This window comes from Variovorax sp. YR266 (assembly GCF_900107295.1).
Taxonomy (GTDB): Bacteria; Pseudomonadota; Gammaproteobacteria; order Burkholderiales; family Burkholderiaceae_C; genus Variovorax.
Genome location: NZ_FNPM01000011.1, coordinates 78,440 through 103,904, shown reverse-complemented (window position 1 = coordinate 103,904; position 25,465 = coordinate 78,440). Strand labels below are relative to the sequence as shown.

Here is a 25,465-nt window from a genome sequence, read left to right as displayed (position 1 = left end):
GGACATCCCGTGAAGTTCACCCGCGAAGAGATCGAAGCCGCGCAGCGCACCGTGCATGCGGCCATGCCGCCCACGCCGCAATACGCCTGGCCGCTGCTCTCGCAGCGCCTGGGCGCCACCGTGTGGGCCAAGCACGAGAACCACACGCCGGCCGGCGCCTTCAAGATCCGCGGCGGCCTGACCTACTTCGAAACCCTGGCGCGCGAGCAGCCCGGGGTGCGCCACGCCATCAGCGCCACGCGCGGCAACCACGGCCAGTCGGTCGGCTTCGCCACGCGGCGCCACGGGCTGGCCGCGACCATCGTGGTGCCGCACGGCAATTCGACCGAGAAGAACGCCGCGATGCGCGCGCTCGGCGTCACGCTGGTCGAGCATGGCGACGACTTCCAGGCGGCCTCCGAGCATGCGGCCGTGCTGGCAGAGCGTGACGGCCTGCACCGCGTGCCTTCGTTCCACCGCGAACTGGTGCGCGGCGTGTCGACTGCGTATGTGGAGTTCTTCGACGCGTTGAAAGACACGCCGCCGGACGTGCTGTTCGTGCCCATCGGCCTGGGCTCCGGCTTTGCCGGCGCTGCAGCGGCGCGCGCGCATTGCGGCGTGTCGACCAAGCTCATCGGCGTGGTGTCGGCGCATGCCACGGCGTATCGCGATTCCTTTCGCGCCGGCAAGCCCGTCGAGTCGCCCGTCACCACGCGGCTGGCCGACGGCATGGCCTGCCGCGTCCCGGTGCCCGAATCGGTCGAAGTGATCCTGCGCGAAGCCGACGACGTTGTCACCGTCACCGATGACGAGATCGCCGAGGCCATGCGCATCCTCTTCAGCGACACGCACAACGTGGCCGAGGGGGCCGGCGCAGCCGCACTGGCGGCCGCGCTCCAGCAGCAGGAACGCTGGCGCGGCAAGACGGTGGGTGTGTGCGTGAGCGGGGGCAATGTCGATACAGGCATGTACGCGGGCGTGCTTGCGCGCAGCGCTGCCTGAGCCGGCTTCAGGGCAGCGGGCCGGTATTTGCCGTGCCCAGCGGCAGCCGCGACACCTCTGCCAGCAGCAGCGCCAGTTGCCTCGCCGCCGCATCGATCACCGCCTGGCCATGCTCCGCCGTGGCGGCAGCCGCGTTGCCGGCGGCACCGTGGGCGTTGTAGTCCTCCATGGCCCAGCCGAGCTTGGCACTCTTGCCGTTGCCCAGGATGGCGTAGTCGGCCGCGCGCTGCTCGGAAGTGGAGCGAAAGTCTTGTGCCTCGCCCATGCGCACGAGTTGCGGCGTCAGCGCCAGCATCATCGAAGTCTCGATCTCGCCCGCGTGCACGCCGAAGCGGTGCTCCTGCGCACTGAACTGCGCGCCCGCGTCGCCCAGCGGCAGGTTGAACCAGCTCACGCTGTAGACGATGAGCCCGTGCGCCGCGCGCAGCTCGCGCGCCACGATGTCCATCGCGCCCACATGACCGCCGTGCGCATTGAACAGCACCAGCTTCTTCACGCCCGCGCGTGCCACGCCCGCGCCGATCTCGTTCCACAGGCGGATCAAAGTCTCGGCCGATAGCGTGAGCGTGCCCGCGAAGCGCGCGTGCTCGGGGCTCAGGCCGATCTGCTGGGTCGGCAGGAAGAGCACCGGCAGTTCGGCCGGCAGCAGGGGCAGCGAAGCGGCGACGATGCCGTCGGCCAGCACCGTGTCCACGCCCAGCGGCAGGTGCGGGCCGTGCTGCTCGGTCGCGCCCAGCGGCAGTACCGCGACGGTGGTTGCCGCATCGAGCGACGCGAAGTCGCGCGTGGTGAGGCGGGACCAGAAGCGGGGAAGTAGCGAAGGCGAAGGGGCCTGGGTAGCAGCGTTCATCGCGCGATCTTAGGCCGGTCGCGAGCCGGCATCGATGGCTTCCGGACCACAAAAGTAAACGACAGGGACGCCAAAAACGCGAATCTGTTCACACATACAACCAGTTCGTGACACTTTGGTTTGCCATTGTTAATGATCCTCTCTAGAGTGATTCCCAAGTGAGTTTTCAAGGTTGCCGGCCTGTCACATACGCCGGCGGCCCGGTTTTCGCTGCGGCTTCGGTCGCCGGAAACCGCCGTCCGAATTCAAGGGAGCAGAGTGTTCATCCAGAAAAAAGCTGGAGGCACGGTCATGGCCGGGCGCAAAGCTGCGCTCGCCTGCTCGTTGTCTCATCGCCTTGCACATACATCACAAGGATTTCCACCTCTAGCAGCCTGCGCACTGGCCCTCGTCACGCCCGCAGTGCTCGCGCAGCCGTCTGCCGCTATCGCCGCCACGACCTACGACGTCCGGCAGCACGATGCGCTGATCGTCGCGCGGCGCGAAGGCCGCGTTACCGCGACCCAGGCGCTCCAGCAATTGAAGGCCTGGCTTGCGGCGCCCATCGGCGACGAGGCCCGCCAGCGTGTGGCTTCCGATGCCATCGTGATCGCCGCGGGCGACGGCCAGTTCGCCGAAGCCGTGGCGCTGGGCCGCCAGCTCGCACCGTCGAAGCTGAACGACTATGCCCTGGGCCCGCTCGCGCTGGCCGCGCGGCGCACTCATGAGCTCGCCCTGCAGGGCGAGGCCGTGGCCGTCTGGCGCGCCCGGCAACCCGGAGCGCGCGAGCCGCGCCTGCACGAAGCCTGGTGGCGCATCGACAGCGGCGACGTCGCGGGCGCGCAGGCGCTGTACCGCGCGCTGTCGCAGCCGGCGCCCACGCAGATCGAAGACCGCGTCGCGCTGCTGGAGCTGCGCGCCGCCCTGGCGCGCGCGGCGAAAGACCCGCTGCAGGCGCTCGCTGCCTACACCGAGGCCGGCACGCTGCGGCCCGAACGCCGCGACATCCGCCGCGAGGCCGACTTCCTGCTCGCCAGCGCCGGCGCCGCATCGAGCGCCTTCGAAGACGCAGAGGCGGCGGAGCGTGCCGCGCCGGGCAGCTTCTCGCCGCTGGCGCTCTCGACCCTGCAGCAGGAGGCGCTGGCGCAGCGGCTGCGCTGGGCGATCCAGGCGCGCGACCAGCGACTGGGCGCGGAGCGCCTCGTCGCGCTCGACCGCGTGCTCGCCGACCAGGAAGCCGCGATGGCGCGGGCCGATGCCGCGGCCCTGAAGGCGGACGCCAGCGACGCCGATGCATGGCGCACCGTGCGCGTGCGCCTGCTGTCCGACCGCCTGCTGGCGCTGGTCGAAAGCGGCCGCCCGGCCGACGCCATCGCGCTCTACGACACGGCGCGCGCCACTGGCATGGAGCTGCCCTTCTACGGCCTCGGGGCCGCGGCACGCGCCCTCGCGCAGGAGCGCCGCTCGGCCGAGGCCGTGCCGGTCTACGAGGCGGCCGTGGCACGCGGCTGCGCCGAGCTGCAGACGCCCGACCCGCTCTACTTCGGATTGCTCTACGCCTACCAGGACACAGGCCGCTTCGAAGACGCCGAGGCGCTGCTGCAGCGGCTGGAGCACGGCACGCCGGCCCTCCTGCGCCTCACGCCCGAAGCCGGCCGCCCCAACGGCGAGTACACCGACGTGAGCGGCCTGCGCGGCCTGACGCAGCTCTACACCGACCGGCCGGCGCTGGCGCAGCAGAGCTTCTCGGTGCTGACGCGCGAAGCGCCGCTCAACCCGGGCTATGCCTACGGCGCGGCCCTCACCGAGCGCCTGCGCGAACACCCCGAAGCCGCGCTCGCGCGCTTCGAGGCGCTGGCGGCCGACTCGCCCTACGACATCGGCGCGCGCACCGGCCATGTCGAGGCCCTGCTCGATGCCGGCGAATTCGCCGAAGCCCGCCGGCGCGCCGAATCGCTCGCGGCCGACCTACCGGACTCGGTGCAGGTGCGCGACATGGAGCGCAAGCGCCGCGCCCAGGTCGACCCGCGGCTCGACGTGGACGCCGAAGCCTCCTCCGGCGGCGCGGCCATCGCCAACCGCGAATGGCGCATCGACAGCCGGCTCAGCTCCGGCCTCATCGACGACCAGTGGCGCGTGTTCTACGACCAGTCGCTGGGCCGCGGCGTCACCGACATCGGCAACGCCAACTGGGCGCGCGGCGGCCTCGGCCTGGGCTGGCAGCGCGGCCGCTGGTTGGCCGAAGGCGCGCTGCAGCACGCCAACAGCGGCCCCTACCGCAACAGCGTGGCCGGCCGGCTCGACTACCGCGCGGGCGACGCGTGGCGGCTGTCGGCCACCTATGACGGCGACAGCAAGGAGCTGCCGTGGAAGGCGCGCGTGGCCGGCATCGGCGCGCGCGAAGCCGGCGCGAGCGTGGGCTATGTGGTGAACGAGTCGCGCCGCTTCGACCTGAAGTGGCAACAGCTGGACTTCAGCGACGGCAACCTGCGCAACGGGCTCGACATCGGCTGGAGCGAGCGCTGGGTCAGCACGCCGAGCTTCCAGCTCGAGACGAAGCTTGGCGCCGACGCGAGCCGCGGCCGCGCCATCGACACCGCGCCCTACTTCAACCCCTCGAGCGACAGCAGCGTGCAACTCAGCGTGCGCGCGCAATGGCTCAACTGGAAGAGCGACGACCGCCAGTTCTTCCAGGCCGTGGAGCTCGGCGGTGGCAGCTACCGGCAGGCCGGCTTCGGCAGCGGCCCGATGTGGACCCTGCGCTACGAGCACCGCTGGAACCTCGGCCCCAGGCTTGCGCTGCGCTACGGCCTGAGCATTTCCAGCCATCCCTACGACGGCGTGCGCGAACGACAGCGCGGCGTCTTCCTGAACCTCTCGACGCCCCTGCCGTGATGCGAAGAACGACGAAGAACCCTTTCACCTTCCTGCGCGCGGCCCTGCCATGGCTGCTGCTGGCGCTCTGCCTGCCGGCCCTCGCACAGCCGCTGCCGAGCGCCGACCCCGACGACGGCCTGAGCTTTCGCGTGATCTCCTTCCACGACGTGCGCACCAACGTGCGTGCGAGCTTCGAGACCTCGCCCGACGAGACTGCCGTGGACGAGCGCACCTTCGCCGAAGTGTTCGCCTGGCTGCAATACAGCGGCTACCACCCGGTGAGCCTGCAGCAGATCGTCGACGCGCGCGCCGGCGGCAAGCCGCTGCCGCCCAGGCCCGTGCTGCTGACCTTCGACGACGGCTACCGCAGCGCCTACACCAAGGTGTTTCCGCTGCTCAAGCGCTATAACTACCCCGCGCTGATGGCGCTGGTGACCAGCTGGCTCGAAGTGCCCCAAGGCCAGCAGGTGCACTGGGGCGACAAGCCCGCGCCGCGCGAAGACTTCCTGCTGTGGAGCGAAGCCGCCGAGATGGCGCGTTCGGGCCTCGTCGAGTTCGCGAGCCATACCGACGCAATGCACACCGGCATCCTCGCCAACCCGCAGGGCAACATGCTGCCGGCCGCGGCCACGCACCGCTACGACCCGAAGACCGGCCGCTACGAGGACGACGCCGCCTACGCGCGGCGCATCGAGACCGACCTGCGCCGCAGCCGCGAGCTCATCGAGAAACGCACCGGCGCGAAGGTGCGCGCCATGGTGTGGCCCTACGGCGCCTACAACGACGCGGCGCTGAAAGCCTCTGCGCGCGCGGGCATGCCCATCACCTTCACGCTCGACGACGGCTCGAACACGCCCACCGTGCCACTCACCCGAATCCGCCGTGCGCTCGCAGCCTACGACAACGAGGCGCCCGAATACGCGCAGCTGCTGCGCAGCCCCGTGGGCGGCGAAGTGCGGCCCGTCAACCGCGTGATGCACGTCGACCTCGACTACGTGTACGACCCCGACCCGGCCCAGCAGGAGCGCAACCTCTCGGCACTGATCGACCGCGTGGCCGCCGTGCGCCCGCGCGCGGTGTTCCTGCAGGCCTATGCCGACCCCGACGGCGACGGCGTGGCCGACGCGCTGTACTTTCCCAACCGCCACCTGCCGGTGCGCGCCGACCTGTTCGGCCGCGCTGCGTGGCAACTGCGCAGCCGCACCGGCGTGAAGGTCTACGCGTGGATGCCGGTAACGGCCTTCCGGCTGCCGGCCTCGAACCCGCTCGCCACGCACACGGTGGCGGCGCAGGGCGGCGCGATGCCGGCCGACCGCTACCACCGGCTCACGCCCTTCGACCCCGCGGTGCGCGCGCTGGTCGGCGACATCTACGAAGACCTGGGCAGCCACGCCTTCTTCGAAGGCCTGCTGTTCCACGACGACGCGACCCTGTCCGACGACGAGGACGCGAGCCCCGCCGCGCTGGCCACCTATGCGCAATGGGGCCTGCCGGCCGACGTGGCCGCGATCCGCGCGAACCCCGAGCTGATGGCGCGCTGGACCACCGCCAAGACGCGCTACCTGATCGCGTTCACGCAGGAGCTCGCCGCGCGCGTGGGAGCCTGGCGGCCCGCACTGGAAACTGCGCGCAACCTCTACGCGCGCCCGGTGCTGGAGCCCCAGGCCGAGCAGTGGTTCGCGCAGAACTACGAAGCCTCGCTCGCCGCCTACGACTACGTCGCGTTGATGGCGATGCCGCGCATGGAGCGCGAGACCGATGCGGACGCGTGGCTGGGCCGGCTCGCGCGTCGCGTGGCCGACACGCCGCGCGGCCTCGACGGCACGGTGTTCGAGCTGCAGGCGCGCGACTGGCGCACCGGCAAGCCCGTGCCCGACGCGGAGCTCGCGCGCCAGTGGACGCTGCTGCAGCGCGCCGGCGTGCGCCACCTGGGCTACTACCCCGACGACTTCCTCGATAACCAGCCATCGCTGGAGACCGTGCGCCGCGCGATCTCGGTGCGCACGCTGCTGCCGCGCGCATTGCGCACGCCTTCCGCCGCGGAAACTCCCGCACAGCCCGCGCAAGCCGCGCCAGGAGAACGGTCGCCATGACCACCACACAGTTCCTCGCGCAGACGCTGCCCACGCTGCTGTTCGGCTTCGTCTTCTACTACCCGTTCTTCATGGCCTATGTGTGGATGGCGGGCGGCCTCTCGCATGCGTGGGTGTTCGAGCGCAAGCGCGACGTCGACGTGAACCCGCTCACCCTGCTGCCCTCGCACCCGCTGGTCACGGTGGTGGTGCCATGCTTCAACGAAGCGCCGCACCTGCGCGAGGTGATCGAGCAGCTGATGCGCACGCGCTACCCGCACTACGAGGTCATTGCCGTGAACGACGGCAGCACCGACGGCACCGGCGAGCTGCTCGACGAGATGACGAAGGAGTACGGCCGCCTGCGGGTGATCCACAACGCCAGCAACCAGGGTAAAGCAGTCGGGCTCAACACCGCCTGCCAGCTCGCGCGCGGCGAATACATCCTGGGCATCGACGGCGACGCGCTGATCGACGAGGACGCCATTGCGTGGATGCTGCAGCCGATGCTGGCGTCGGAGCGCATTGGCGCGGTCACGGGCAACCCGCGCATCCGCACCCGCACCACGCTTCTGGGGCGCATGCAGGTGGGCGAGTTCTCTTCGATCATCGGGCTCATCAAGCGATCGCAGCAGCTGGTGGGCACGCTGTTCACGGTGTCGGGCGTGATTGCCATGTTCCGCCGCCGCGCCGTGCTGGAAGTGGGCTTCTGGAGCCCCGACGTGCTCACCGAGGACATCGACATGAGCTGGAAGCTCCAGCTCGGCGGCTGGCAGCTGCGCTTCGAGCCGCGCGCGCTGTGCTGGATCTTGATGCCCGAGACCTTGCGCGGTCTCTGGAAGCAGCGCCTGCGCTGGGCCGTCGGCGGCATCCAGACCATGCTGCGCTACACCTCGAAGATCCTGCGGCCGCGCCACTGGCGCATGTGGCTCATCTACTTCGAGTACATGACGAGCGTGGTCTGGGCCTATGCGATGGCCGGGGTGCTGCTCGTCAGCCTGGTGCGCCCGTTCCTGCCGGCCGACTCGTCCTGGCACTCGGCATTGCTGCCGCACTGGCAGGGCACGCTGCTGGCCATGACCTGCATCCTGCAGATGCTGCTGAGCCTGTGGATCGACCGCCGCTACGACCGCGACCTGATGCGCTATTTCGCCGGAACGATCTGGTATCCGATCGCCTTCTGGACCATCACGATGGCGAGCACCGTCGTCGCCCTTCCCAACGCTCTGATACGCCGCCGCGGCAAGCGCGCGGTGTGGACGAGCCCTGACCGAGGAGTTTCCGATGCACCTTGAGACCCATGCCCACAGCCGACCGCACGACGACAAACCGCCGCCGAGCCGCCAGCGCTCCTGGGGGCAGCCCGCCGTGGACGAACCGATCATCGACGCCGCGCGCATCTCGCTGCGCGCGTTCGGCAGCGGTCGCTCGCCGCAGCGCACGCTGGCCATGTACCTGTGGCTGCGCGTGCTGCGCCCGGCCATCACCATCGCGATCTGGTTCAGCGCGGTCTGGTATGCGTGGCCCTATGTGCTGGGCGCGCGCTCGCAACCCGAGGTGCTACACCTGCTGGGCCTGTATGCGGTAGTGATCGGCGTGATCCTGGTGTCGATGCTGATGATGGCGCCGTGGCGCCGCCGCCAGCACCGGCGCGAGGCCCCGCCGGAGCAGGAGCAGTCGTCGCTGTTCGCGCTGGCTTCGTACATCGAGGTGCCGCCCGCGCGGCTGTCGGCCTGGCAGCGCACGCGGCAGCTGCTGGTGCACCACGACAACAACGGCCACCTGCGCGACGCCACCGACACCGCGCCGGGCGCGCTGGAGCCCGAACCGCTGCAGCGCGCAGCCGCGCGGCGCTGAGGGCACAGCCGCGTCCGTGCAGGGGTTTCGCGGCGGTGCTCCAATCGCCGCCTCACACCACTCATCACGGCAAGGACTCTTTCATGGACCTCCAGCTCCAGGACCAGCACGCACTCATCACCGGCGGCAGCAAGGGCATCGGCCTGGCCTGCGCACTGGGCTTTTTGCGCGAAGGCGCGCGCGTGAGCCTCGTGTCACGCGACATCGCCAATCTGGAGCAGGGCCGCAAGACGCTGATCGAGACCTTCGCGCAGGCCGAAGGCCGGGTCTCCGTGCATGCGGCCGACCTCAAGGACCCGGCCAGCGCAGTGGCCGCGCTCGATGCGGCAGAGAAAGCCTTCGGTGCGGTCGACGTGCTAGTCAACTCGGCCGGCGCCGCGCGCCGCACCCCGCCCGACGATCTGACGGCCGCCTCGTGGCACGACGCGATGGACGCGAAGTACTTCACCTACATCCACATGATCGACCCGGTCGTGAAGCGCATGGGCCAACGCGGCCGCGGCGCCATCGTCAACGTGATCGGCCAGGGCGGCAAAGTCGCGAGCCCCGTGCACATGGCCGGCGGCGCGGCCAATGCGGCACTGATGCTGGTGAGCGCCGGCATGGCCGCTGCCTACGCCGCCAAGGGCGTGCGCGTGAACGCGGTGAACCCCGGACTCACACTGACCGAGCGGCTGCAGGAAGGCATGAAGGCCGACGCGAAACTGCAAGGCATCGGCACCGACGAAGCACTGCAGCGCGCCAAGGCCCGCTTGCCGCTGGGCCGCATCGCAACGCCCGAAGAGATCGCCAACACGGTCGTATTCCTGGCATCGCCGAAGGCAAGCTACGTGACCGGCGCCATCGTGGCGATGGACGGCGCCGTCACCCCCATGATCTGAGGCCGAGCGAAGCAAAGGCCCGCCCGTCTCCCCCTCCCCTCTGGCTGCGCCGAGGAGCGCAGCGTTTCGCGGATCAGGGCTCGCCCTTGTCTGAGCGAAGCGAGTTTGGGCGAGACCCCGCGAAACGCGAGCACCGCAGGTTGCCCGTAGCGAAGCGAAGGGTCGCAGACAGTGGGGTCGCCTTTCTTTTGCCTACTTTTCTTTGGCGAAGCAAAGAAAAGTAGGTCGCCCGCCGGGGCGAGTCCCGGCCTCGGGAAAAAACCTCACCCCAGCGCCAACAACCCCTCAAACTTCAACCCAAGAAAATCAACAAACGCCCTTACCCGCGCCGGCACAAAGCGCCCACTCGGCAGCAATGCGTGCAGCGGATAAGGCTCGGTCTCCCAATCAGGCAGCAGCCGTACCAGACGGCCTTCGCGAATGTCGTTACGCACATCAAGCGCCGACTTGAGCGACACGCCATACCCCGCCACCGTCCATTCGCGCGCCAGCGAGGCGTCATCCACGCTGCGATTGCCGTTCACTCGCACCTCGGTCCACTGCCCGTTCTGCGCAAACCGCCACACGCGATGCCGCCGCCCCGAGCGGTTGAAGGTCAGGCAGTTGTGGTGCACCAGGTCTTGCGGCACCTTCGGCGCAGGATGGCGGCGCAGGTAATCGGGCGAGGCGGTGAGCACCGGGTTGGTCAGGGCGAAGGGCCGCGCCACCAGCCGCGAATCGGCCAGCGCGCCGTAGCGCAGCGCCACGTCGACCTCGTCTCGCATCACGTCCAGCGGGCGGTCGCCCACCGAAAGCGACAGCTGCACGCCGGGGTGCAGCGCCAGGAATTCGTCGAACCACGGCAGCAGCGTGCTGCGCGTGAGATCGGACGGCGAGGCCACGCGCAGCGTGCCGACCAGCTCGCCGCGGTCGGCCGTGACCAGCGATTCGCCCTCGTCCAGCAGCTCGAACGCACGCACCGCGTAGTCGAGCAGCGTCTGGCCCTGCGGCGTGAGGCGCATGGCGCGGGTGGAGCGCTCGAACAGGCGCGCGCCGAGCTGGGCCTCCAGCCTCTTGAGCGTGGCGCTGGCGGCCGCGGGCGTGATGCCCAGCGCATGCGCCGCCGCCGTGAGCGTGCCGCCGCGCGCCGTGTGCACCAGCACCTGCAGGTCGGAGAGATTTTCAATCTTCATTTGAAAGTGTTGCTGGTTTGAGCCACCTTATCAAACCGGTCTTGCGATCCTACATTCGAGGCATCGTTACTGAAAGGTTCCCGTCATGAAAGCCGTCGGCTATTACCAGCCCCTCCCCATCGACAACCCCGAATCGCTGCAGGACATCGAGCTGCCCGCCCCCGTGGCGGGCCCCCGCGACCTGCTGGTGCGCGTGAAGGCGGTGTCGGTCAACCCGGTGGACACCAAGGTCCGCAAGAACGCCGCGCCCGAGGCCGGCCAGGCCAAGGTGCTGGGCTGGGACGCCGTCGGCACGGTCGAGGCCATCGGCAGCGGCGTGAAGAACTTCAAGGTGGGCGATCGCGTGTACTACGCGGGCTCGATCATCCGGCCGGGCGCGAATGCCGAGCTGCACGCGGTGGACGAGCGCATCGCCGCCATCGCGCCGAAGAGCCTGGACGACGCACAGGCCGCCGCGCTGCCGCTGACCACCATCACCGCGTACGAGCTGCTGTTCGACCGCCTGCAGGTGCCCAAGAACGGTAGTGCTGGCGGCGGCGGCGAAGGCCAGACGCTGCTGATTACCGGTGGCGCGGGCGGAGTGGGCTCCATCCTCATCCAGCTGGCGCGCCAGCTCACCAAGCTGCGCATCGTCGCCACCGCCTCGCGTGCCGAAACGCGCGCGTGGTGCCTGGAGTTGGGCGCACACGTGGTCATCGACCATTCGAAGCCGCTCGCAGCCGAGCTCAAGGCGGCCGGCATCGGCGAAGTCGACATGGTCGCCAGCCTCACGCAGACCGAGCAGCACTACGCGCAGATCATCGAAAGCCTCAAGCCCCAGGGCCAGCTGGCGGTGATCGACGACATGAAGGTGCTCGACGCGATGCCGCTGAAGACCAAGTGCATCTCGCTGCACTGGGAAATGATGTTCGCGCGCTCTCGCTTCGAGACGCCGGACATCGCCGAGCAGGGCGCGCTGCTGGCGGAAGTGGCGGCGCTGGTCGACGCGGGCCGCATCCGCACGACGGCGAACGCGAGCTTCGGCACCATCAACGCCGCGAACCTTCAGCGTGCACATGCGCTGGTCGAAAGCGGCAAGGCGCAGGGCAAGGTCGTGCTGGCGGGGTTCTGAGTCAGCACAATCGGTCGCATGACCGATAACGCTGCCCGTCCTCGCCTCATCATCGAATTCGAAACCGAACGCCTGCGGATGCGCCAATGGCGCGAGAGCGATCTCGCGCCATTTTTTGCGCTTGCCTGCGACCCGCAGGTGATGGAATTTCTGCTGCCGCTGGCCACGCGGGCCGACAGCGATGCGCTGGTCGAGCGCATCAGGACGCGCATTGCCGGGAACGGCTGGGGCTTCTGGGCCGTGGAGCACAAGGCGTCCGGCGAGTTCATGGGCTTTACCGGGCTGAACTCGCCGCTGGCCGACCTGCCGTTTTCGCCATGCGTCGAGATCGGCTGGCGCTTCGCTCGCAAGTGGTGGGGCCAGGGGTTTGCGAGCGAGGCGGCGCGCGGTGCGCTGCAGGTCGGCTTCGAAAAGCTCGGGCTCGCTGAGATCGTGGCATTCACCGCCTGGAACAACACCCGATCGGCAGCGGTGATGGAACGCATCGGAATGAAGGAAGACGTGGCCGGTGCATTCGATCACCCGCTGGTGCCCGAGGGGCATCCGCTGCGCCGGCACCGCCTCTACCGAATCCAGCGCTGAAGAAGCGTTACCTCGCCTTCGACACACGCCATACGGCGTTGCCCACGTCGTCCGCCACGATCAGCGCGCCGCCCTTGTCCAGCGCCACGCCCACCGGCCGGCCCTGCGCCTTCTCGTCGGCCGTCAGGAAGCCGGTCAGCACGTCGACTGGCGGCCCGCTGGGCTTGCCGCCGATGAAGGGCACGAACACCACCTTGTAGCCCGACTTGGGCTTGCGGTTCCACGAGCCGTGCTCGCCGATGAAGACGCCGCTGGCGAACTGCTCGGGCATGCCGCCCGCGCGCGAGAACGCCAGGCCCAGCGGAGCGACGTGCGAGCCCAGCGCGTAGTCGGGTGCGATGGCCTTGGCCGCCATCTCGGGGTTCTGCGGCGTCACGCGCGCATCGACGATGCCGCCGTAGTAGCTCCAGGGCCAGCCGTAGAAGGCGCCGTCTTTCACCGAGGTGAGGTAGTCGGGCACGAGGTCGCTGCCGATCTCGTCTCGCTCGTTCACCACGGTCCACAGCGCCTTGGTGTCCGGGTCCCAGCCCATGCCGTTGGGGTTGCGCAGGCCGCTGGCGAACAGGCGCTTCTCGCCGGTCTTCGTGTCGACTTCCCAGATGGCGGCGCGGCCCTCTTCGGCCGCGAGTCCGTTCTCGCCGATGTTGCTGTTGGAGCCGACCGTCACGTAGAGCTTGCTGCCGTCGGCATTGGCGATCACGTTCTTGGTCCAGTGGTGGTTGATGCCGGCGGGCAGCGGCGTCACCAGCGTGGGGTTGGCGCTGATGGAGGTCTGGCCTTCGGTGTAGGGCACCTTCACCAGCGCATCGGCATTGGCGATGAAGAGTTCGTTGCCGACCAGCGCCATGCCGTAGGGCGACATCAGGTTGGTCATGAACACCTGCCTGACCTCGGCCAGGCCGTCGCCGTTGGCGTCGCGCAGCAGGGTGATGCGGTTGGCGCTGGGCACGCCGGCGCCAGCGCGGCCCATGACCTTGCCCATGACCCAGTTGCGGATCTTGGCCACGAGGCCATCGCCGCCATCGGTGGCGCCGCCGCCAGGCTTGGGCGGCTTGTTGCTCTCGGCCACGAGGATGTCGCCGTTGGGCAGGGTGTAGACCCAGCGCGGGTGGTCGAGCCCGCGCGCCAGCGCCGTCACCTGCAGGCCTTCGGCCGGGGTGGGCGAGGCGGTGTCGGTCCAGCCGACGGCGGTGGCCACGTTGACGGTGGGAATCAGGGTCTTGTTCGGCTCGGCCAGCTGTGGGCGGGGGCCGGTGGTCAGCTCGGGCGCCAGCTTGGCGGCCTCGCCGCAGCCGGCGACCAGCAGTGCGGCGGCCAGGGCCAGGGCGGTCGTCTGCCAGGGAAACACGATGCGGGTGGGTGCTTGCTGCGGTTCATTCATGCATGGTCCTTGCGCGGCCGGGGGCCGCATGCACCGGATCATCCACAGCCGGGCGGCCCCGGGGTTGTCGGTCGTGGGCGCTTTCTGGCGTGGGCGCACCTCATTTGCGCATCGCCGCTACCATCGCCGGATGACCGACGACCTGTTCCGTGCCGACGCCTACCTGCGCACCTGCGAGGCCCGCGTGCTGCGCATCGACGACACCGGCATCGTGCTGGACCGCACCGTGTTCTACCCGCTGGGCGGCGGGCAGGCTGGAGACAGCGGCGTGCTGGCCCTGGCCGACGGGCGTGAACTGGTCATTGCCGACACCCGCAAGGCCAAGGATGCGGAGGGCCTGCCGACCAATGAATTCGTCCACGTGCCGGCCCCCGAGCAAGCCGAGCTGCTGGCCGCGCTGAAGCCCGGCGACACCGTCACCGCCCGCCTCGACTGGGAGCGCCGCCACCGGCTCATGCGCTTCCACACCGCCACCCATCTCCTGTGCCATCTGGTGCCGCAGCCGGTGAACGGCTGCTCCATCACCCCCGAGTACGCACGGCTCGACTTCCACATGACCGACCCGCTGGACAAGGAAGCGCTAACCGCCGGCCTCGCCAGGCTGGTCGAAGCCGCCCACCCGCTGACCGTGGGCGCCATCACCGACGAAGAACTCGACGCCAACCCCGCGCTGGTCAAGAGCATGAGCGTGCAGCCGCCTCGCGGTACGGGCACGGTGCGCACCATCCGCATCGGCGGAACGGGCGAAGGCGACGCGCAGATCGACTTCCAGCCCTGCGGCGGCACGCATGTTGCAAACACTTCGGAAATCGGGGCGGTAGTGGTCACCAAGATCGAGAAGAAGAGCGCCAACAGCCGGCGCGTGGTGCTGGGCTGGGCCTCATCAGCCGATTTGGCCGCCTGAAACACCCGGAACTTCGCCCCCACTGAATGCTCCGACTGACGGCATGATCTTTTCGCGCATCCATTTCGCTACGCTTCTGATAGCAACAGCCGCAGCCAGCATGCCGGCTGCGGCGCAATCGACCTCCAGCCTGCCATCCAAGCCGGGCGCGGTTGTAACCACTCCCCACGTACGCGCCGAACTGATCGCACACGCCCCCGACGGCGTGACGCCCGGCGCCCCGGTGTGGGTCGGCCTGCAGATCACGCACCAGCCCGAGTGGCACACCTACTGGAAGAACGCCGGCGATTCGGGCCTGCCCACCGAGATGACGTGGACCCTGCCGGCCGGCGTGTCCACCGGCGAAATCGCCTGGCCGGTGCCGAAGAAGATTCCGGTCGGCAGCCTCGCCAACTACGGCTACGAGAACACCGTGCTGCTGCCGGTGCCGCTGGAGGTGTCGACGCTCTACAAGCCGCCGGTGGCGCTGGGCGGCACGCCGGCGATGGACATCCAGCTCAAGGCTTCCTGGCTGGTCTGCCGCAAGGAATGCATTCCCGAAGAGGGCACGTTCACGCTGGCCCTGCCGCTGCAAGGCTCGACCGCGCTGCACAAGACCGATTTCGACACCGCCGCGGCGGCCCAGCCCCAGCCGCTGGCCAAGCCCGGCACCGTCGAAGTCGACGGCCACAACCTGAAGGTGCGGCTTGAAGGCCTGCCGGCCGCCGTTCAGGGCAAGACGCTGGGCTTCTTCCCCGAGACTCCCGAGGTGATCCGCACCGCGGCCGTCTCCGGCAAGGACTGGACCCAATCCTGGCAGGGCAGCACCTGGACCGCGACGATGCCGTTGGCCGACCAGCGCAGCGCCAGCCCCACGACGATGCCGGTGGTGGTGGCGCTGGCCGAGGCCGACCGGCAAGCCGGACAGCCGGTGGCCTGGCGCGCCGAAGCGCCGGTCACGGGCGCCTGGCCTGCGGGCGCGGCGCCGCGCGCCGAGGTGTCGCCGGCGCTGCAGGCCGCGCTCACCGCCAACGCTGCCAACAACGGCGCAGCAGCAACGCCGGCCGGCGAGTTGCCCGCCCCCTCCTCGACCACCTTCATGGCCGCCCTGCTTGGCGCGCTGCTCGGTGGCCTGCTGCTCAACCTCATGCCCTGCGTGTTCCCGATCCTCGCGATCAAGGTGCTGGGCTTCGCGCGGCAGGCGGGCAACGCCAGCGCGCACCGCAAGGCCGGGCTGGCCTACACGGGCGGCGTGATGCTGTCCTTCCTCGCGCTGGGCGGCGGCATGCTCGCGCTGCGCGCGGCCGGCGCCGGGCTGGGCTGGGGCTTCCAGCTGCAGTCGCCGGGCGTGGTCGCGGCGCTGGCGGCGCTGTTCACGCTGATCGGACTCAACCTCGTGGGCGTGTTCGAGTTCGGCCGGGCCGCACCCTCGTCGGTGTGCAGCGCGCAGGCCAAGCACCCGCTGGCCAACGACTTCCTCTCCGGCGTGCTCGCCGTGGTCATCGCCTCACCGTGCTCCGCGCCGTTCATGGGCGCGTCGATGGGTTTCGCCATCGGCCTGCCGGCCGCCCAGGCGCTGCTGCTGTTCGTTGCGCTGGGCTTCGGGCTGGCGCTGCCGTATCTGCTGGCCGGCTTCGTGCCCGCCGTCGCGCACCTGCTGCCCAAGCCCGGCCCGTGGATGCACACGCTGCGCCGCCTGCTCGCTTTCCCGATGTTCGCCACCGTGGCGTGGCTGGTGTGGGTGCTGGGCCAGCAAAGCGGCATCGACGGCGCGGGCACGCTGCTCGCGCTGCTGGTCTGCCTGGCCGCCATCGTCTGGGCGTTCACGCTGCGCGGACGCACGCGGGTCGTGATCGCGACGATGCTGATCGGCTTCACCGCCGTGCTCACCGCCACCATCGGCCGCAATGTGTTGCAAGTGGTGGAGCCGACCAGACTGGCATCTGCCCAGGGCACCGCCAGCCAGCGCTGGCAGCCATGGTCCGCCGAGCGCGTGGCCGAGCTGTCGGGCGCCGGCCAGCCGGTGTTCATCGACTTCACCGCCGCCTGGTGCGTGACCTGCCAGTACAACAAGAAGAGCACCCTGGCCGACACGCAAGTGCTGGCCGACTTCGACGCCAAGAAGGTCGCCATGCTGCGCGCCGACTGGACCCGGCGCGACCCCGCCATCACCGCGGCGCTCACTGCGCTGGGCCGCAGCGGCGTGCCGGTGTACGTGCTGCAGGCGCCGGGCAAGCCGCCGGTCGTGCTGACCGAAATCCTCGGTAAAGACGAGGTCCGCGCCGCGCTCGCCGCGCTTTGACCACCGCCGTGACATGGGTTGTCACATGCACTTGAAGAAACCGTTCTAAGCTGCACTCGTTGTTTGGAATTTTGTTTTGGAGTTCAAGCTGGCCATGTCTCTTTCGCCATCCACAGACTCGCGTTCCCGTCGTGCCGCGCGTCATGCCCGCGCCGCCCTGAGCCGTGCCTCCCGCCGTGCCGTAGTCGCCGCCGCCGTGGCGCTCGGCGCCACCTTCCTGATGGGCAGCAATGCCGCCGCCGCACCCGCCGTGGGCCAGCAGGCGCCCGATTTCGTTGCCGTAGACACCAGCGGCGCCAAGCACAAGCTTTCGGACTTCGCCGGCAAGTTCGTGGTGCTCGAATGGACCAACCCCGGCTGCCCCTTCGTGCGCAAGCACTACGGCAGCGGCAACATGCCCGCCACGCAAAAGGCCGCGACCGACAAGGGCGTGGTGTGGCTGGCCATCAATTCCACCGAGCGCGCCGCCACCGACTACCTGAAGCCCGACGCGCTCGACGCGTGGATGAAGTCTCAAAAAGGCGCGCCCACCGCCGTGCTGATGGACGAAGACGGCCTGATCGGCCAGGTCTACGGCGCGCGCACCACGCCGCACATCTTCATCATCGACCCCAAGGGCACGCTGGTGTACGCGGGCGGCATCGACAGCATCGCCTCGGCGCGGGCGGACGACATCAAGACCGCGACCAACTACGTGAACCAGGCGCTGGGCGAGGCCTTCGGCGGCAAGCCGATATCGGCCGCCAGTACGCGGCCCTACGGCTGTTCGATCAAGTACAAAACCTGAAGTCCGTCCGCGCGACGCAACGTAACGCAATGCGCGCGTGACAGCTACCTGACCTGCGCAGTCAGGTAGCGGTCGGGGAGTCCGGCCTACCCTTGTGCGAGCACATCGCCAATACAGCCCAAGGGGACAAAAAGATGAATCCTGCGCCCAACGCTGCGCAATCGGGCACGGCCGCCCACGCCTCCACCGCCTCGTCCTCCAAGGTCGCCACCGTCCTGCGCGTGACGGGCGGCAACTTCATGGAGATGTTCGACTTCTTCCTGTTCGGCTTCTATGCCACGCAGATCTCGAAGGCGTTCTTCCCCGCGGGCAACGAATTCGCCTCGCTGATGCTGACCTTCATGACCTTCGGCGCGGGCTTCCTGATGCGGCCGCTGGGCGCGATCTTTCTCGGCGCGTATGTCGACCGCGTCGGCCGCCGCAAGGGCCTGATCGTCACGCTCGCGCTGATGGCCGTGGGCACGCTGCTGATCGCTTGCGTGCCGGCCTACGCCACCATCGGCCTGGCGGCGCCGCTGCTGGTGCTGATCGGCCGGCTGCTGCAGGGCTTCTCGGCCGGCGTGGAGCTGGGCGGCGTGTCGGTGTACCTGTCGGAAATGGCGACGCCGGGCCACAAGGGCTTCTACGTGAGCTGGCAGTCGGCCAGCCAGCAGGTGGCCATCGTCGTCGCGGCGGCGCTCGGCTACTGGCTCAACGTGACCTTCACGTCGCAGGAGATCGGCGACTTCTACTGGCGCATTCCCTTCTTCGTGGGCTGCCTGATCGTGCCGGTGCTGTTCATCATCCGCCGCTCGCTGCAGGAAACCGAGGAGTTCATGGCGCGCAAGCACCGCCCCGACGCGCGCGAGATCTTCCAGTCGATGGTCGCCAACTGGGGCCTCGTGGTCGCCGGGATGATGCTGGTGTCGATGACCACGGTGTCGTTCTATCTGATCACCGTCTACACGCCCACCTTCGGCAAGGCCGTGCTGCACCTGAGCACCACCGACGCGCTGATCGTCACGCTGTGCGTGGCCATCTCCAACTTCATCTGGCTGCCGATCATGGGCTCGCTGTCGGACCGCGTGGGCCGCAAGCCGCTGCTGATTCTGTTCACGGTGCTGACCATCCTCACGGCATATCCGTCGCTCAAGTGGCTGGTGGGCGCGCCGAGCTTCGCGCGCATGCTCGAAGTGGAGCTGTGGCTGTCGTTCCTCTATGCGAGCTACAACGGCGCGATGGTCGTGGCCCTGACCGAAGTGATGCCGGTGAATGTGCGCACCGCCGGCTTCTCGCTGGCCTACAGCCTGGCGACGGCGCTGTTCGGCGGCTTCACGCCGGCAATTGCAACCGGGCTGATCGAGATGACCGGCGACAAGGGCGCGCCGGGCCTGTGGATGACGGCAGCCGCGATCTGCGGGCTGATCGCGACGCTGGTGCTGTACCGGCGCAACGTGAGTCCGGCGGACGCACGGCGCGTGCCGGCGGTCTGATCCCCCGTCTTCTTCTTCACACCAGCCGCAAGCCGCCGTCGCACTCGATCACCGTGCCCGTGGTGTAGCCGTTCTCGATCAGGAACTGGATGGCATGCGCCACGTCCTGCGGCTGCCCCACGCGGCCGACGGGAAGCGTCTCGACCTGCTGGCGGAACAGGTCGTCCTTCATCGCGGTTGGCACGCGGTTCCACCACGGCGTGTCGATGAGGCCGGGTGACACGGCATTCACCCGGCTCGGCTTCAGTTCGCGCGCCAGGCTACCCACCATCGCTTCGATCGCGCCGTTGATCGCTGCCAGCCCGGCAGTGCCGGGCAGCGAATTGCGCGCGGAGATCGCCGTCACGAAGGTCAGGCTGCCGCCCTTGCGCAGCACCCGCGCACCGGCTTGCGCCGCTTCGAGCTGCGGCCAGAACTTGGCCTCGAAGCCGCGGCGCAGCGACTGAAGATCGAGTTGCGCGAACTCGCCCGCGCCCTCGCCGCCGCTGAGCGTGAGCACCAGGTGGTCGACGGGCCCCGTCTTCTCGAAGAAGGCATCGAGCGCACCGCGATCGCAGGCGTCGAAGGCCGCGCCGCTCACGTTCTTGCCCAAGCCGCCGATCGCTTCCTGCAGCTTGCCGCTGTCGCGCCCAGTCGCGATCACCCGCGCACCGCTTGCCGCGAGCCGCCGCACGGTTTCGAGCCCCACGCCCGACGAGCCACCGACCACCACCACTGTCTGTTGTTCCAAAGCCATGTCGACTCCTTTGAATGCCTGATGAAGAAAGTGCCTTCAGGTTAGGGAGCGGCGCCCTATCATTCAAATCGTTTGAAACCATGGAATACATCAACGAAAGTGATTTCAGGCGGCTCGACCTGAACCTGCTGCTGGTGTTCCACGCGCTGCTGCACGAACGCAGCGTCACGCGTGCGGCGCAGCGCCTGTTCATCGGCCAGCCGGCCCTGAGCGGCGCACTCAAGCGCCTGCGCGCCGCGCTGGGCGACGAGTTGTTCGTGCGCACCTCGCACGGCATGACGCCGACGCCGCGCGCGCTCGAACTCGCGCGCGTCATCGAGCCGCTGCTGCTGTCGCTGCAGCAGGCGCTGCATGCACAGCCGGCGTTCGACCCCGCCACGGCCAAGCGCGTGTTCCGCATCGGTTTGAGCGACGCGCTCGAGGTGGCGCTGATGCCGCAGCTCATGCAGCGACTTTCCGAACAGGCGCCGGGCGTGCGGCTCATCGCGCGCGCGGCCGACCGCACCAACGCACCCGGCATGCTCGACGCGGCCGAGATCGAACTGGCAGTGGGCGTGTTCATCGAGTGCGCCGCATGGCACCGGCAGCGCGCGCTGTTCGGCTGGCATTTCGTCTGCGTCTACAACGCCGCGCTCGTGAAGACGCGGGGCAGGAAGATCACGCTGGCGGAATACCTGGACCACCCGCACCTGCTGACCTCGTTCAGCGCCGACCTGAGCGGCCTCGTCGACGATCTGCTGCGCGAGCAGGGGCATGCGCGCCAGGTCGTGTTCTCCAGCCGCAACTTCGCGACCAGCCCCTTCATCGTGCGGCAGATGCCCGCCATCACCACCGTGCCCACCTTCGCCGCCGCCACGTGGCGCGACGCGCTCGGGCTGGCCGTGAGCCCGTTGCCTTTCGAAACACCGGCCTACGAGGTGTCGCTGCTGTGGGCGGCAGCGCGCGACGGCGATCCAGGCCTGCAGTGGCTGATCGGCCTCATGGCCGAGGTGTTCGGCGAGAAGCCCGTGCGTTGATCCAGCGCGCACCGTACGTTGACCGGGAGCGCAGCATCCACGGTGTCCCGGGTGGAAACACCGATGATGTCGCGCCCCCGCGTGCCTATCCTGCGGAAGCGCTTCCGGGCGCCCTCCACGGAACCCACGGCATGAACGCACACCATTTCAGCACGCTGCTCGAACACCCCGCCGACCGGCAGGCCTGCTGGGGCCGGATCAACACCACCTACTTCGGCGCGCTGAACGTGCAGTGCCTGGACACAGGCACCTTCGACGCGCGCATGGACGCCTACGAACTCGGCCCGCTGGGCATGTTCATGATCGAGGCGCCCTCGCACCGCGTGGCGCGGCCCGACATGCGCAGCGAGATCGCGCTCGACGAGCACTACAAGCTGGTGCTGCAGCTCGAAGGCCACGGCCACATCTCGCAGCGCGACCGCGAGTTCCACCTGCACCCCGGCGACTGGAGCCTGTACGACCCACGCGTGCCCTACGCCATCACCAACCCCGAGCGCTCGCGCCTGCTGGCCATCACCATCCCGCGCCAGCAGTTCAAGGGCATGAAGATCCCCGACCTGCACACCTGCGAGGCGCACACGCCGGCCATGCAGGGGCTCTACGCGGTGCTCGGCTCGTTCCTCACCTCGCTGGCCGACCAGCTGCCCTCGCTGCCCAACGCAGTCGGCCGCTCGGTCAGCGACACGGTGCTGGGCCTGCTGGCCTCCACGCTGGCCACCCACTCCGACGAGCAGTTCGGCGCGCACCCGGTGCCTGGCGTGCTGAAGGTGCGCGTGAAACAGTTCGTGCACGCGCACCTCGCGGACCCGACCCTGTCGCTCGACCTCATCGCGCAGCAGCTGCGTTGCTCCAAACGCTACCTGCACCGCGTGTTCGAGGACGAGGAGCAGACGCTCGACCGCTTCATCTGGCAGATGCGGCTCGAGCGCTGCAGCGAGGCGCTGCGCAACGCGGCGGGCGGTCGCACGTCGGTGTCGGAGATTGCCTTTGCCTGGGGCTTCAATAGCAGTGCGCATTTCTGCCGAGTGTTCAAGGCGCAATACGGCGTGTCGCCGCGCGAGTTCCAGCGGCGCGAGGCCGGGAGCGTCGCCGCCTCGGCCATGCTGACGCACTAGCGCCCAGGTAAGCCGCGCCTTCGCGCTCCCGTCGAACCTTCGTCAAGCCGCCGCGAGATAGCTGCTGTGCAGTATCTCCGGCCGGCTACGCAGCTCCTGCGACGAGCCCGCGAAGGCCATGCGACCACGCTCCAGCACATAGGCGCGGCTCGACACCGCGAGCGCCACCGTGGTGAACTGTTCGATCAGCAGCACGCCCACACCTTCGCGCGCGACCTGTTGCACCACCTCCACCAGCCGCTTGACCACCGTGGGCGCGAGCCCCAGCGAGAGCTCGTCGATGGCCAGGTAGCGCGGCTTGCCGATCAGCGCCTGCGCGATGCAGACCATCTGCTTCTGGCCGCCCGAGAGCGAACGCGCGGGCAGCGCGAGCTTCACGCGCAATTCCGGAAACACCGCGAGCACCTGCTCCACAGCATCGGCCACGCGCGCAGCGGGCAACGCAGTGGCGGCGGCGCGCAGGTTGTCGAGCACCGAGAGATCGCCCAGCACGCGGTGGCCCTCAGGCACCACCGCCACGCCGAGCGCACGCACGCGCTCGGGCCGCTGGCCGTGCAGCGCATGGCCCTCGACCTCGATGCGTCCGCCCGCAATCGGCAGCACGCCGCCGATGGCCATCACCGTGCTCGACTTGCCCGCGCCGTTCGCACCCAGCAGCGCCGTCACTTCGCCGGGAGGCACCTGCAGGTCGATGCCGTGCAGCACGGCCTTGCCGCCGCGCTGCAGGCGCAGATCGTTCACGCTCAGCATGTGCTTGTCACTCCGTTCCGAGGTAGGCCTTGCGCACGGCCGGGTCGTCGAGCACCTGGCGCGTCGGGCCGAGCGCGAGTCGGCGGCCGAAATCGAGCACCAGGGTCTGCGTGCAGGTGGCCGCGATCAGGTCGACGTCATGGTCGATCAGCAGCACCTGCGCGCCGCAGAAAGCGTGCACCGAGCCGATCACGCGGCGCAGCGCGCCGGCCTCCTGTTCGGTGAGGCCCGCGCCGGGTTCGTCGAGCAGGAGCAGCTTGGGCGCGCCGACCAGCGACTTGGCGATCTCCAGCATGCGGCGCTGGAACAGGTTGAGCAGATGGCCCGGCACCGTTGCCGCATCGAGCAGGCCGGTGTGCGCCAGCGCGCGCGCGACCTGCGCCACCGCATCGCTGCGCGCATGCGGCACGTGGTCGAGCAGGGCGCGCACGTTGTCCCACACGCTGAGGTCCTCCACCACCTGCTCGGTCTGGAACGACCGGCGCAGGCCGAAGCGCACGCGCTCGATGGGATTCAGGCCCAGCAGATCGGCGCCGTTCACCGCGACGGTGCCGCTGCGCGGCAGCACGAGGCCGCTGAGCACGTTGACCAGCGTGGTCTTGCCCGCGCCGTTGGGGCCGATGAGGCCGCACACCGGCGCATCGAGTTCGGCGCTCAGCGCGTCGATGGCCTTGACGCCGCCGAAGGCGACGGTGAGATCGCTGATGCGGATCATGGCGGAGCATCCTTGCCGCCAGACAGCCGCTGGCGCACTGCTGCGAAGGCGCCAGCCAGTTGTCCGGCGATGCCGCTGGGCGCGGTGATGAGGGCATGCAGCAACGCGACGCCGAAGAAGATCATCGCCAGATAGCCATTCACCCCGAAGTCCGTCAGCAGCGCCGGCACCGCGCGAAGCAGCAAGCCGGCAATCAGCGCGCCCGCCCAGTTGTAGGCCCCTCCCACCACCGTGAGCGCGAACAGCATCACCGAGTCGCCCGCGGTGAAGGCGCGCCCGTCGAGCTGCCCCACGCCGCCCGCAAGCAATGCGCCCGCCACGCCGGCGCAGAAGCCCGCGAGGCCGAAGGCCCAGGTCTGGTAGCGCAGGATGTTGACGCCGGCCGCCACGGCCGCCGCCTCGCCGCGCCGGATCAGCGCCCACGAGCGCCCGGCGCGCGTGCGTCGGTGAAGCTCGATCAGCGCCAGCACCGCCGCCAGCCACACGGCCACGTAGCGGAAGTACGCCGCGTCGGAAAGCGCCAGCGTCGGTCTGGGCATCATCAGCCGCTCGCTGCCGAACACGCGGCCCAGCCATCCCGCGCCGCCGTCGGGAAAACCCGTGACGTTGATGAGCACCTGGAAGCCGCCCGCCATCATCATCGTGACGAGCGCCAGGTACAGCCCCTTGAGCCGCAGCGCCGGCAGCCCCGCGAGCATGCCCACCACGCACGACAGCAACCCGCCCGCGAGCACCGACAGCTCGAAGGGCCAGCCCAGCCCGTGCCCCGCGCGCAATGCGATCCAACCGCCCACGCCGAGCAGCGCGTACTGGCACAGCGATACCAGCCCCAGCTGGCCGTAGAGCAGAGCCACGCCGGCCGCCGCGATCGACAGCGCGAGCGAGGAGGTCAGCGTCTTGATCCAGTAGGCATTGGCCAGCCACGGCACAACGAGGCCGATGAGCAGCACGCAGCCCACCATCACCGCCAGCGAGATGCGCGCGCGGCGCGATGCTTGCGCGAGCGAAGCCGGCGGCCCCTGCACGTCGTGCGCCGGCACAGCCCCGACGATGGTCGAAGAGGCGCTCATGCCTGCCGCGTCCCGGTGCGATAGAACACGATCATCGCCAGCGCGATCAGAAACGGCGTGGCAGTGCGGAACGCCGCGAAGCCCGGCACGGTGATCGCCAGCGCCTCCAGTACGCCGATGGCGATGCCGCCCGCCACCGTGGCCGGCAGCGAGTGCAGGCGGCCGATGATGGCGGCGGCAAAGGCCGGAATCACCAGGAAGGTCAGCAGCGTGGCCTGCAGCCGCACGATGTTCGCGAGCAGCAGGCCGCACACGCCGGCGAAGGCTCCGCTGAGCACCCAGGCCACTGTGTCGACGCCCAGCACGCGGATGCCGAGCAGCGCGCTCAGGTCGCGGTCGTTGGCCAGCGCGCGCATCTTCAGGCCCACGCGCGTCTTCGACAGCAGCAGGCCCACGCCGCCCATCATCAGCACGGCCAGCGCGAGCCCCAGGGCGCGGGTATGGGTAAGCCGCACCTCGACCTCGCCCAGCACGAAGTCGATGGCGCCCGCGTCGGTAGGCAGCACCAGCCGGCGCGGCTGTTCGCCCCAGTACCACTCGGTGAAGCCCACCACCACCAGCGCGAAGCCCAGCGTCGCGATGCTGCGGATGGTCGGATCGCGGTGCGACAGCCGCGGCGCCAGCAGCCGTCCGTAGGCCAGCGACAGCAGCATCGAAGTGACGATGGCCGCGCACCACGCCAGCCCCTGCGGCCAGTCCGCCTCGAGCATCGACCAGGCCACGTAGGCGCCGATCGCGCCGATGGCACCGAAGGCGAAGTTCAGCACGCCCGACGAGCGGTAGAGCACCACCAGCCCCACGCCGGAGAGCGCATACACCGCGCCCAGGCCCAGGCCCGAGATGACGAAAGGCAGGTATTCGTCCATGGCCGGGCGC

Annotated in this window: 22 protein-coding genes; 14 read left to right on the top strand and 8 right to left on the bottom strand. The window is 69.4% G+C overall.

All coding sequences use genetic code 11. The annotated features are described in order from the left end of the window. The first annotated feature begins 9 nt into the window (after positions 1-9). Positions 10-981 carry a threonine dehydratase gene (locus tag BLW48_RS25885; RefSeq protein WP_093178296.1) on the top strand — a complete coding sequence of 324 codons (972 nt, stop codon included), beginning with the start codon at positions 10-12 and terminating at the stop codon, positions 979-981. 7 nt (positions 982-988) lie between these two features. Here BLW48_RS25885 and BLW48_RS25880 read toward each other — a convergent pair whose 3' ends face one another. Next, complete coding sequence (locus tag BLW48_RS25880; RefSeq protein WP_093178294.1) at positions 989-1,831, bottom strand: creatininase family protein; 843 nt, start codon at positions 1,829-1,831, stop codon at positions 989-991. A 291-nt stretch (positions 1,832-2,122) separates the two neighbouring features. On the opposite strand from BLW48_RS25880, the gene pgaA reads away from it, so the two are divergent. From pgaA to BLW48_RS25855, 5 genes are all read left to right on the top strand, one after another. Beyond that, positions 2,123-4,705 carry a poly-beta-1,6 N-acetyl-D-glucosamine export porin PgaA gene (pgaA, locus tag BLW48_RS25875; protein ID WP_093178292.1) on the top strand — a complete coding sequence of 861 codons (2,583 nt, stop codon included), beginning with the start codon at positions 2,123-2,125 and terminating at the stop codon, positions 4,703-4,705. Continuing rightward, positions 4,705-6,780: a poly-beta-1,6-N-acetyl-D-glucosamine N-deacetylase PgaB gene (gene pgaB, locus BLW48_RS25870; RefSeq protein WP_093178290.1), complete on the top strand. Its 2,076-nt coding sequence runs from the start codon at positions 4,705-4,707 to the stop codon at positions 6,778-6,780. The genes pgaA and pgaB overlap by 1 nt, the downstream gene beginning before the upstream one ends. Further along, the gene (pgaC, locus tag BLW48_RS25865; RefSeq protein ID WP_093057234.1) at positions 6,777-8,054 is read left to right on the top strand and encodes a poly-beta-1,6-N-acetyl-D-glucosamine synthase; all 1,278 of its coding nucleotides are present in this window, start codon (positions 6,777-6,779) and stop codon (positions 8,052-8,054) included. Before pgaB ends, pgaC begins: the two co-directional genes overlap by 4 nt. Further along, entirely contained in the window at positions 8,044-8,616 is a 573-nt protein-coding gene (gene pgaD, locus BLW48_RS25860; RefSeq protein WP_093178288.1) for a poly-beta-1,6-N-acetyl-D-glucosamine biosynthesis protein PgaD, read from the top strand. The genes pgaC and pgaD overlap by 11 nt, the downstream gene beginning before the upstream one ends. Before the next feature lie 83 nt (positions 8,617-8,699). After that, positions 8,700-9,497, top strand: coding sequence for an SDR family oxidoreductase (locus tag BLW48_RS25855; RefSeq protein ID WP_093178286.1), 798 nt, complete (start codon positions 8,700-8,702; stop codon positions 9,495-9,497). 263 nt (positions 9,498-9,760) lie between these two features. On the opposite strand, the gene BLW48_RS25845 is transcribed toward BLW48_RS25855, so the two are convergent. Next, positions 9,761-10,669: a LysR family transcriptional regulator gene (locus BLW48_RS25845; RefSeq protein ID WP_093178284.1), complete on the bottom strand. Its 909-nt coding sequence runs from the start codon at positions 10,667-10,669 to the stop codon at positions 9,761-9,763. An 85-nt stretch (positions 10,670-10,754) separates the two neighbouring features. Here BLW48_RS25845 and BLW48_RS25840 point away from each other — a divergent pair, with 85 nt between their 5' ends. After that, the gene (locus BLW48_RS25840) at positions 10,755-11,780 is read left to right on the top strand and encodes a zinc-binding alcohol dehydrogenase family protein (RefSeq protein ID WP_093178283.1); all 1,026 of its coding nucleotides are present in this window, start codon (positions 10,755-10,757) and stop codon (positions 11,778-11,780) included. 18 nt (positions 11,781-11,798) lie between these two features. Then, entirely contained in the window at positions 11,799-12,362 is a 564-nt protein-coding gene (locus BLW48_RS25835; protein WP_093178281.1) for a GNAT family N-acetyltransferase, read from the top strand. A 7-nt stretch (positions 12,363-12,369) separates the two neighbouring features. Here the strand turns inward: BLW48_RS25835 and BLW48_RS25830 are convergent, their stop codons facing one another. Next, on the bottom strand, positions 12,370-13,743 hold the full coding sequence (locus BLW48_RS25830; RefSeq protein ID WP_093178279.1) for a PQQ-dependent sugar dehydrogenase: 1,374 nt from the start codon (positions 13,741-13,743) through the stop codon (positions 12,370-12,372). Between the two features lie 130 nt (positions 13,744-13,873). Here BLW48_RS25830 and BLW48_RS25825 point away from each other — a divergent pair, with 130 nt between their 5' ends. The 4 genes from BLW48_RS25825 to BLW48_RS25810 all read left to right on the top strand — a co-directional run bounded on the left by BLW48_RS25825 (position 13,874) and on the right by BLW48_RS25810 (position 19,187). After that, on the top strand, positions 13,874-14,647 hold the full coding sequence (locus BLW48_RS25825) for an alanyl-tRNA editing protein (protein ID WP_093057227.1): 774 nt from the start codon (positions 13,874-13,876) through the stop codon (positions 14,645-14,647). A gap of 43 nt (positions 14,648-14,690) precedes the next feature. Beyond that, the gene (locus tag BLW48_RS25820) at positions 14,691-16,928 is read left to right on the top strand and encodes a protein-disulfide reductase DsbD family protein (RefSeq protein WP_177142411.1); all 2,238 of its coding nucleotides are present in this window, start codon (positions 14,691-14,693) and stop codon (positions 16,926-16,928) included. Between the two features lie 94 nt (positions 16,929-17,022). After that, entirely contained in the window at positions 17,023-17,715 is a 693-nt protein-coding gene (locus BLW48_RS25815) for a thioredoxin family protein (RefSeq protein ID WP_177142410.1), read from the top strand. A gap of 134 nt (positions 17,716-17,849) precedes the next feature. Then, positions 17,850-19,187 (top strand): MFS transporter, encoded by a 1,338-nt coding sequence (locus BLW48_RS25810; RefSeq protein WP_093178278.1) that lies wholly within the window; start codon positions 17,850-17,852, stop codon positions 19,185-19,187. A gap of 16 nt (positions 19,188-19,203) precedes the next feature. On the opposite strand, the gene BLW48_RS25805 is transcribed toward BLW48_RS25810, so the two are convergent. Continuing rightward, complete coding sequence (locus BLW48_RS25805) at positions 19,204-19,923, bottom strand: SDR family oxidoreductase (protein WP_093178276.1); 720 nt, start codon at positions 19,921-19,923, stop codon at positions 19,204-19,206. A gap of 80 nt (positions 19,924-20,003) precedes the next feature. Between BLW48_RS25805 and BLW48_RS25800 the strand changes: the two genes are divergently transcribed. Beyond that, complete coding sequence (locus BLW48_RS25800; RefSeq protein ID WP_093178275.1) at positions 20,004-20,939, top strand: LysR family transcriptional regulator; 936 nt, start codon at positions 20,004-20,006, stop codon at positions 20,937-20,939. Positions 20,940-21,070: 131 nt separating this feature from the next. Further along, positions 21,071-22,054: an AraC-like ligand-binding domain-containing protein gene (locus BLW48_RS25795; RefSeq protein WP_093178273.1), complete on the top strand. Its 984-nt coding sequence runs from the start codon at positions 21,071-21,073 to the stop codon at positions 22,052-22,054. Between the two features lie 42 nt (positions 22,055-22,096). Here the strand turns inward: BLW48_RS25795 and BLW48_RS25790 are convergent, their stop codons facing one another. Genes BLW48_RS25790 through BLW48_RS25775 form a run of 4 tightly spaced genes read right to left on the bottom strand, consistent with a single transcriptional unit; the run spans position 22,097 to position 25,455 of the window. Beyond that, positions 22,097-22,804 (bottom strand): ABC transporter ATP-binding protein, encoded by a 708-nt coding sequence (locus BLW48_RS25790; RefSeq protein ID WP_093178272.1) that lies wholly within the window; start codon positions 22,802-22,804, stop codon positions 22,097-22,099. Between the two features lie 7 nt (positions 22,805-22,811). Beyond that, positions 22,812-23,519, bottom strand: a complete 708-nt coding sequence (locus BLW48_RS25785) for an ABC transporter ATP-binding protein (RefSeq protein ID WP_093178270.1) — start codon at positions 23,517-23,519, stop codon at positions 22,812-22,814. After that, complete coding sequence (locus BLW48_RS25780) at positions 23,516-24,589, bottom strand: branched-chain amino acid ABC transporter permease (RefSeq protein WP_093178269.1); 1,074 nt, start codon at positions 24,587-24,589, stop codon at positions 23,516-23,518. The genes BLW48_RS25785 and BLW48_RS25780 overlap by 4 nt, the downstream gene beginning before the upstream one ends. After that, complete coding sequence (locus tag BLW48_RS25775) at positions 24,586-25,455, bottom strand: branched-chain amino acid ABC transporter permease (RefSeq protein WP_093178267.1); 870 nt, start codon at positions 25,453-25,455, stop codon at positions 24,586-24,588. The genes BLW48_RS25780 and BLW48_RS25775 overlap by 4 nt, the downstream gene beginning before the upstream one ends. Between the last annotated feature and the right edge of the window lie 10 nt (positions 25,456-25,465).

Excerpts from the sequence above, each read along its gene's own strand:
- BLW48_RS25780 (WP_093178269.1), bottom strand. The coding sequence starts at position 24,589 with ATGAGCGCCTCTTCGACCATCGTCGGGGCTGTGCCGGCGCACGACGTG.
- BLW48_RS25845 (WP_093178284.1), bottom strand. The coding sequence starts at position 10,669 with ATGAAGATTGAAAATCTCTCCGACCTGCAGGTGCTGGTGCACACGGCG.
- pgaB (WP_093178290.1), top strand. The coding sequence starts at position 4,705 with ATGCGAAGAACGACGAAGAACCCTTTCACCTTCCTGCGCGCGGCCCTG.
- BLW48_RS25880 (WP_093178294.1), bottom strand. The coding sequence starts at position 1,831 with ATGAACGCTGCTACCCAGGCCCCTTCGCCTTCGCTACTTCCCCGCTTC.
- BLW48_RS25775 (WP_093178267.1), bottom strand. The coding sequence starts at position 25,455 with ATGGACGAATACCTGCCTTTCGTCATCTCGGGCCTGGGCCTGGGCGCG.
- BLW48_RS25815 (WP_177142410.1), top strand. The coding sequence starts at position 17,023 with ATGTCTCTTTCGCCATCCACAGACTCGCGTTCCCGTCGTGCCGCGCGT.
- BLW48_RS25820 (WP_177142411.1), top strand. The coding sequence starts at position 14,691 with ATGATCTTTTCGCGCATCCATTTCGCTACGCTTCTGATAGCAACAGCC.
- pgaC (WP_093057234.1), top strand. The coding sequence starts at position 6,777 with ATGACCACCACACAGTTCCTCGCGCAGACGCTGCCCACGCTGCTGTTC.
- BLW48_RS25800 (WP_093178275.1), top strand. The coding sequence starts at position 20,004 with ATGGAATACATCAACGAAAGTGATTTCAGGCGGCTCGACCTGAACCTG.
- BLW48_RS25805 (WP_093178276.1), bottom strand. The coding sequence starts at position 19,923 with ATGGCTTTGGAACAACAGACAGTGGTGGTGGTCGGTGGCTCGTCGGGC.
- BLW48_RS25855 (WP_093178286.1), top strand. The coding sequence starts at position 8,700 with ATGGACCTCCAGCTCCAGGACCAGCACGCACTCATCACCGGCGGCAGC.
- BLW48_RS25810 (WP_093178278.1), top strand. The coding sequence starts at position 17,850 with ATGAATCCTGCGCCCAACGCTGCGCAATCGGGCACGGCCGCCCACGCC.
- BLW48_RS25830 (WP_093178279.1), bottom strand. The coding sequence starts at position 13,743 with ATGAATGAACCGCAGCAAGCACCCACCCGCATCGTGTTTCCCTGGCAG.
- BLW48_RS25785 (WP_093178270.1), bottom strand. The coding sequence starts at position 23,519 with ATGATCCGCATCAGCGATCTCACCGTCGCCTTCGGCGGCGTCAAGGCC.
- pgaD (WP_093178288.1), top strand. The coding sequence starts at position 8,044 with ATGCACCTTGAGACCCATGCCCACAGCCGACCGCACGACGACAAACCG.
- BLW48_RS25840 (WP_093178283.1), top strand. The coding sequence starts at position 10,755 with ATGAAAGCCGTCGGCTATTACCAGCCCCTCCCCATCGACAACCCCGAA.
- pgaA (WP_093178292.1), top strand. The coding sequence starts at position 2,123 with ATGGCCGGGCGCAAAGCTGCGCTCGCCTGCTCGTTGTCTCATCGCCTT.
- BLW48_RS25795 (WP_093178273.1), top strand. The coding sequence starts at position 21,071 with ATGAACGCACACCATTTCAGCACGCTGCTCGAACACCCCGCCGACCGG.
- BLW48_RS25825 (WP_093057227.1), top strand. The coding sequence starts at position 13,874 with ATGACCGACGACCTGTTCCGTGCCGACGCCTACCTGCGCACCTGCGAG.
- BLW48_RS25790 (WP_093178272.1), bottom strand. The coding sequence starts at position 22,804 with ATGCTGAGCGTGAACGATCTGCGCCTGCAGCGCGGCGGCAAGGCCGTG.
- BLW48_RS25835 (WP_093178281.1), top strand. The coding sequence starts at position 11,799 with ATGACCGATAACGCTGCCCGTCCTCGCCTCATCATCGAATTCGAAACC.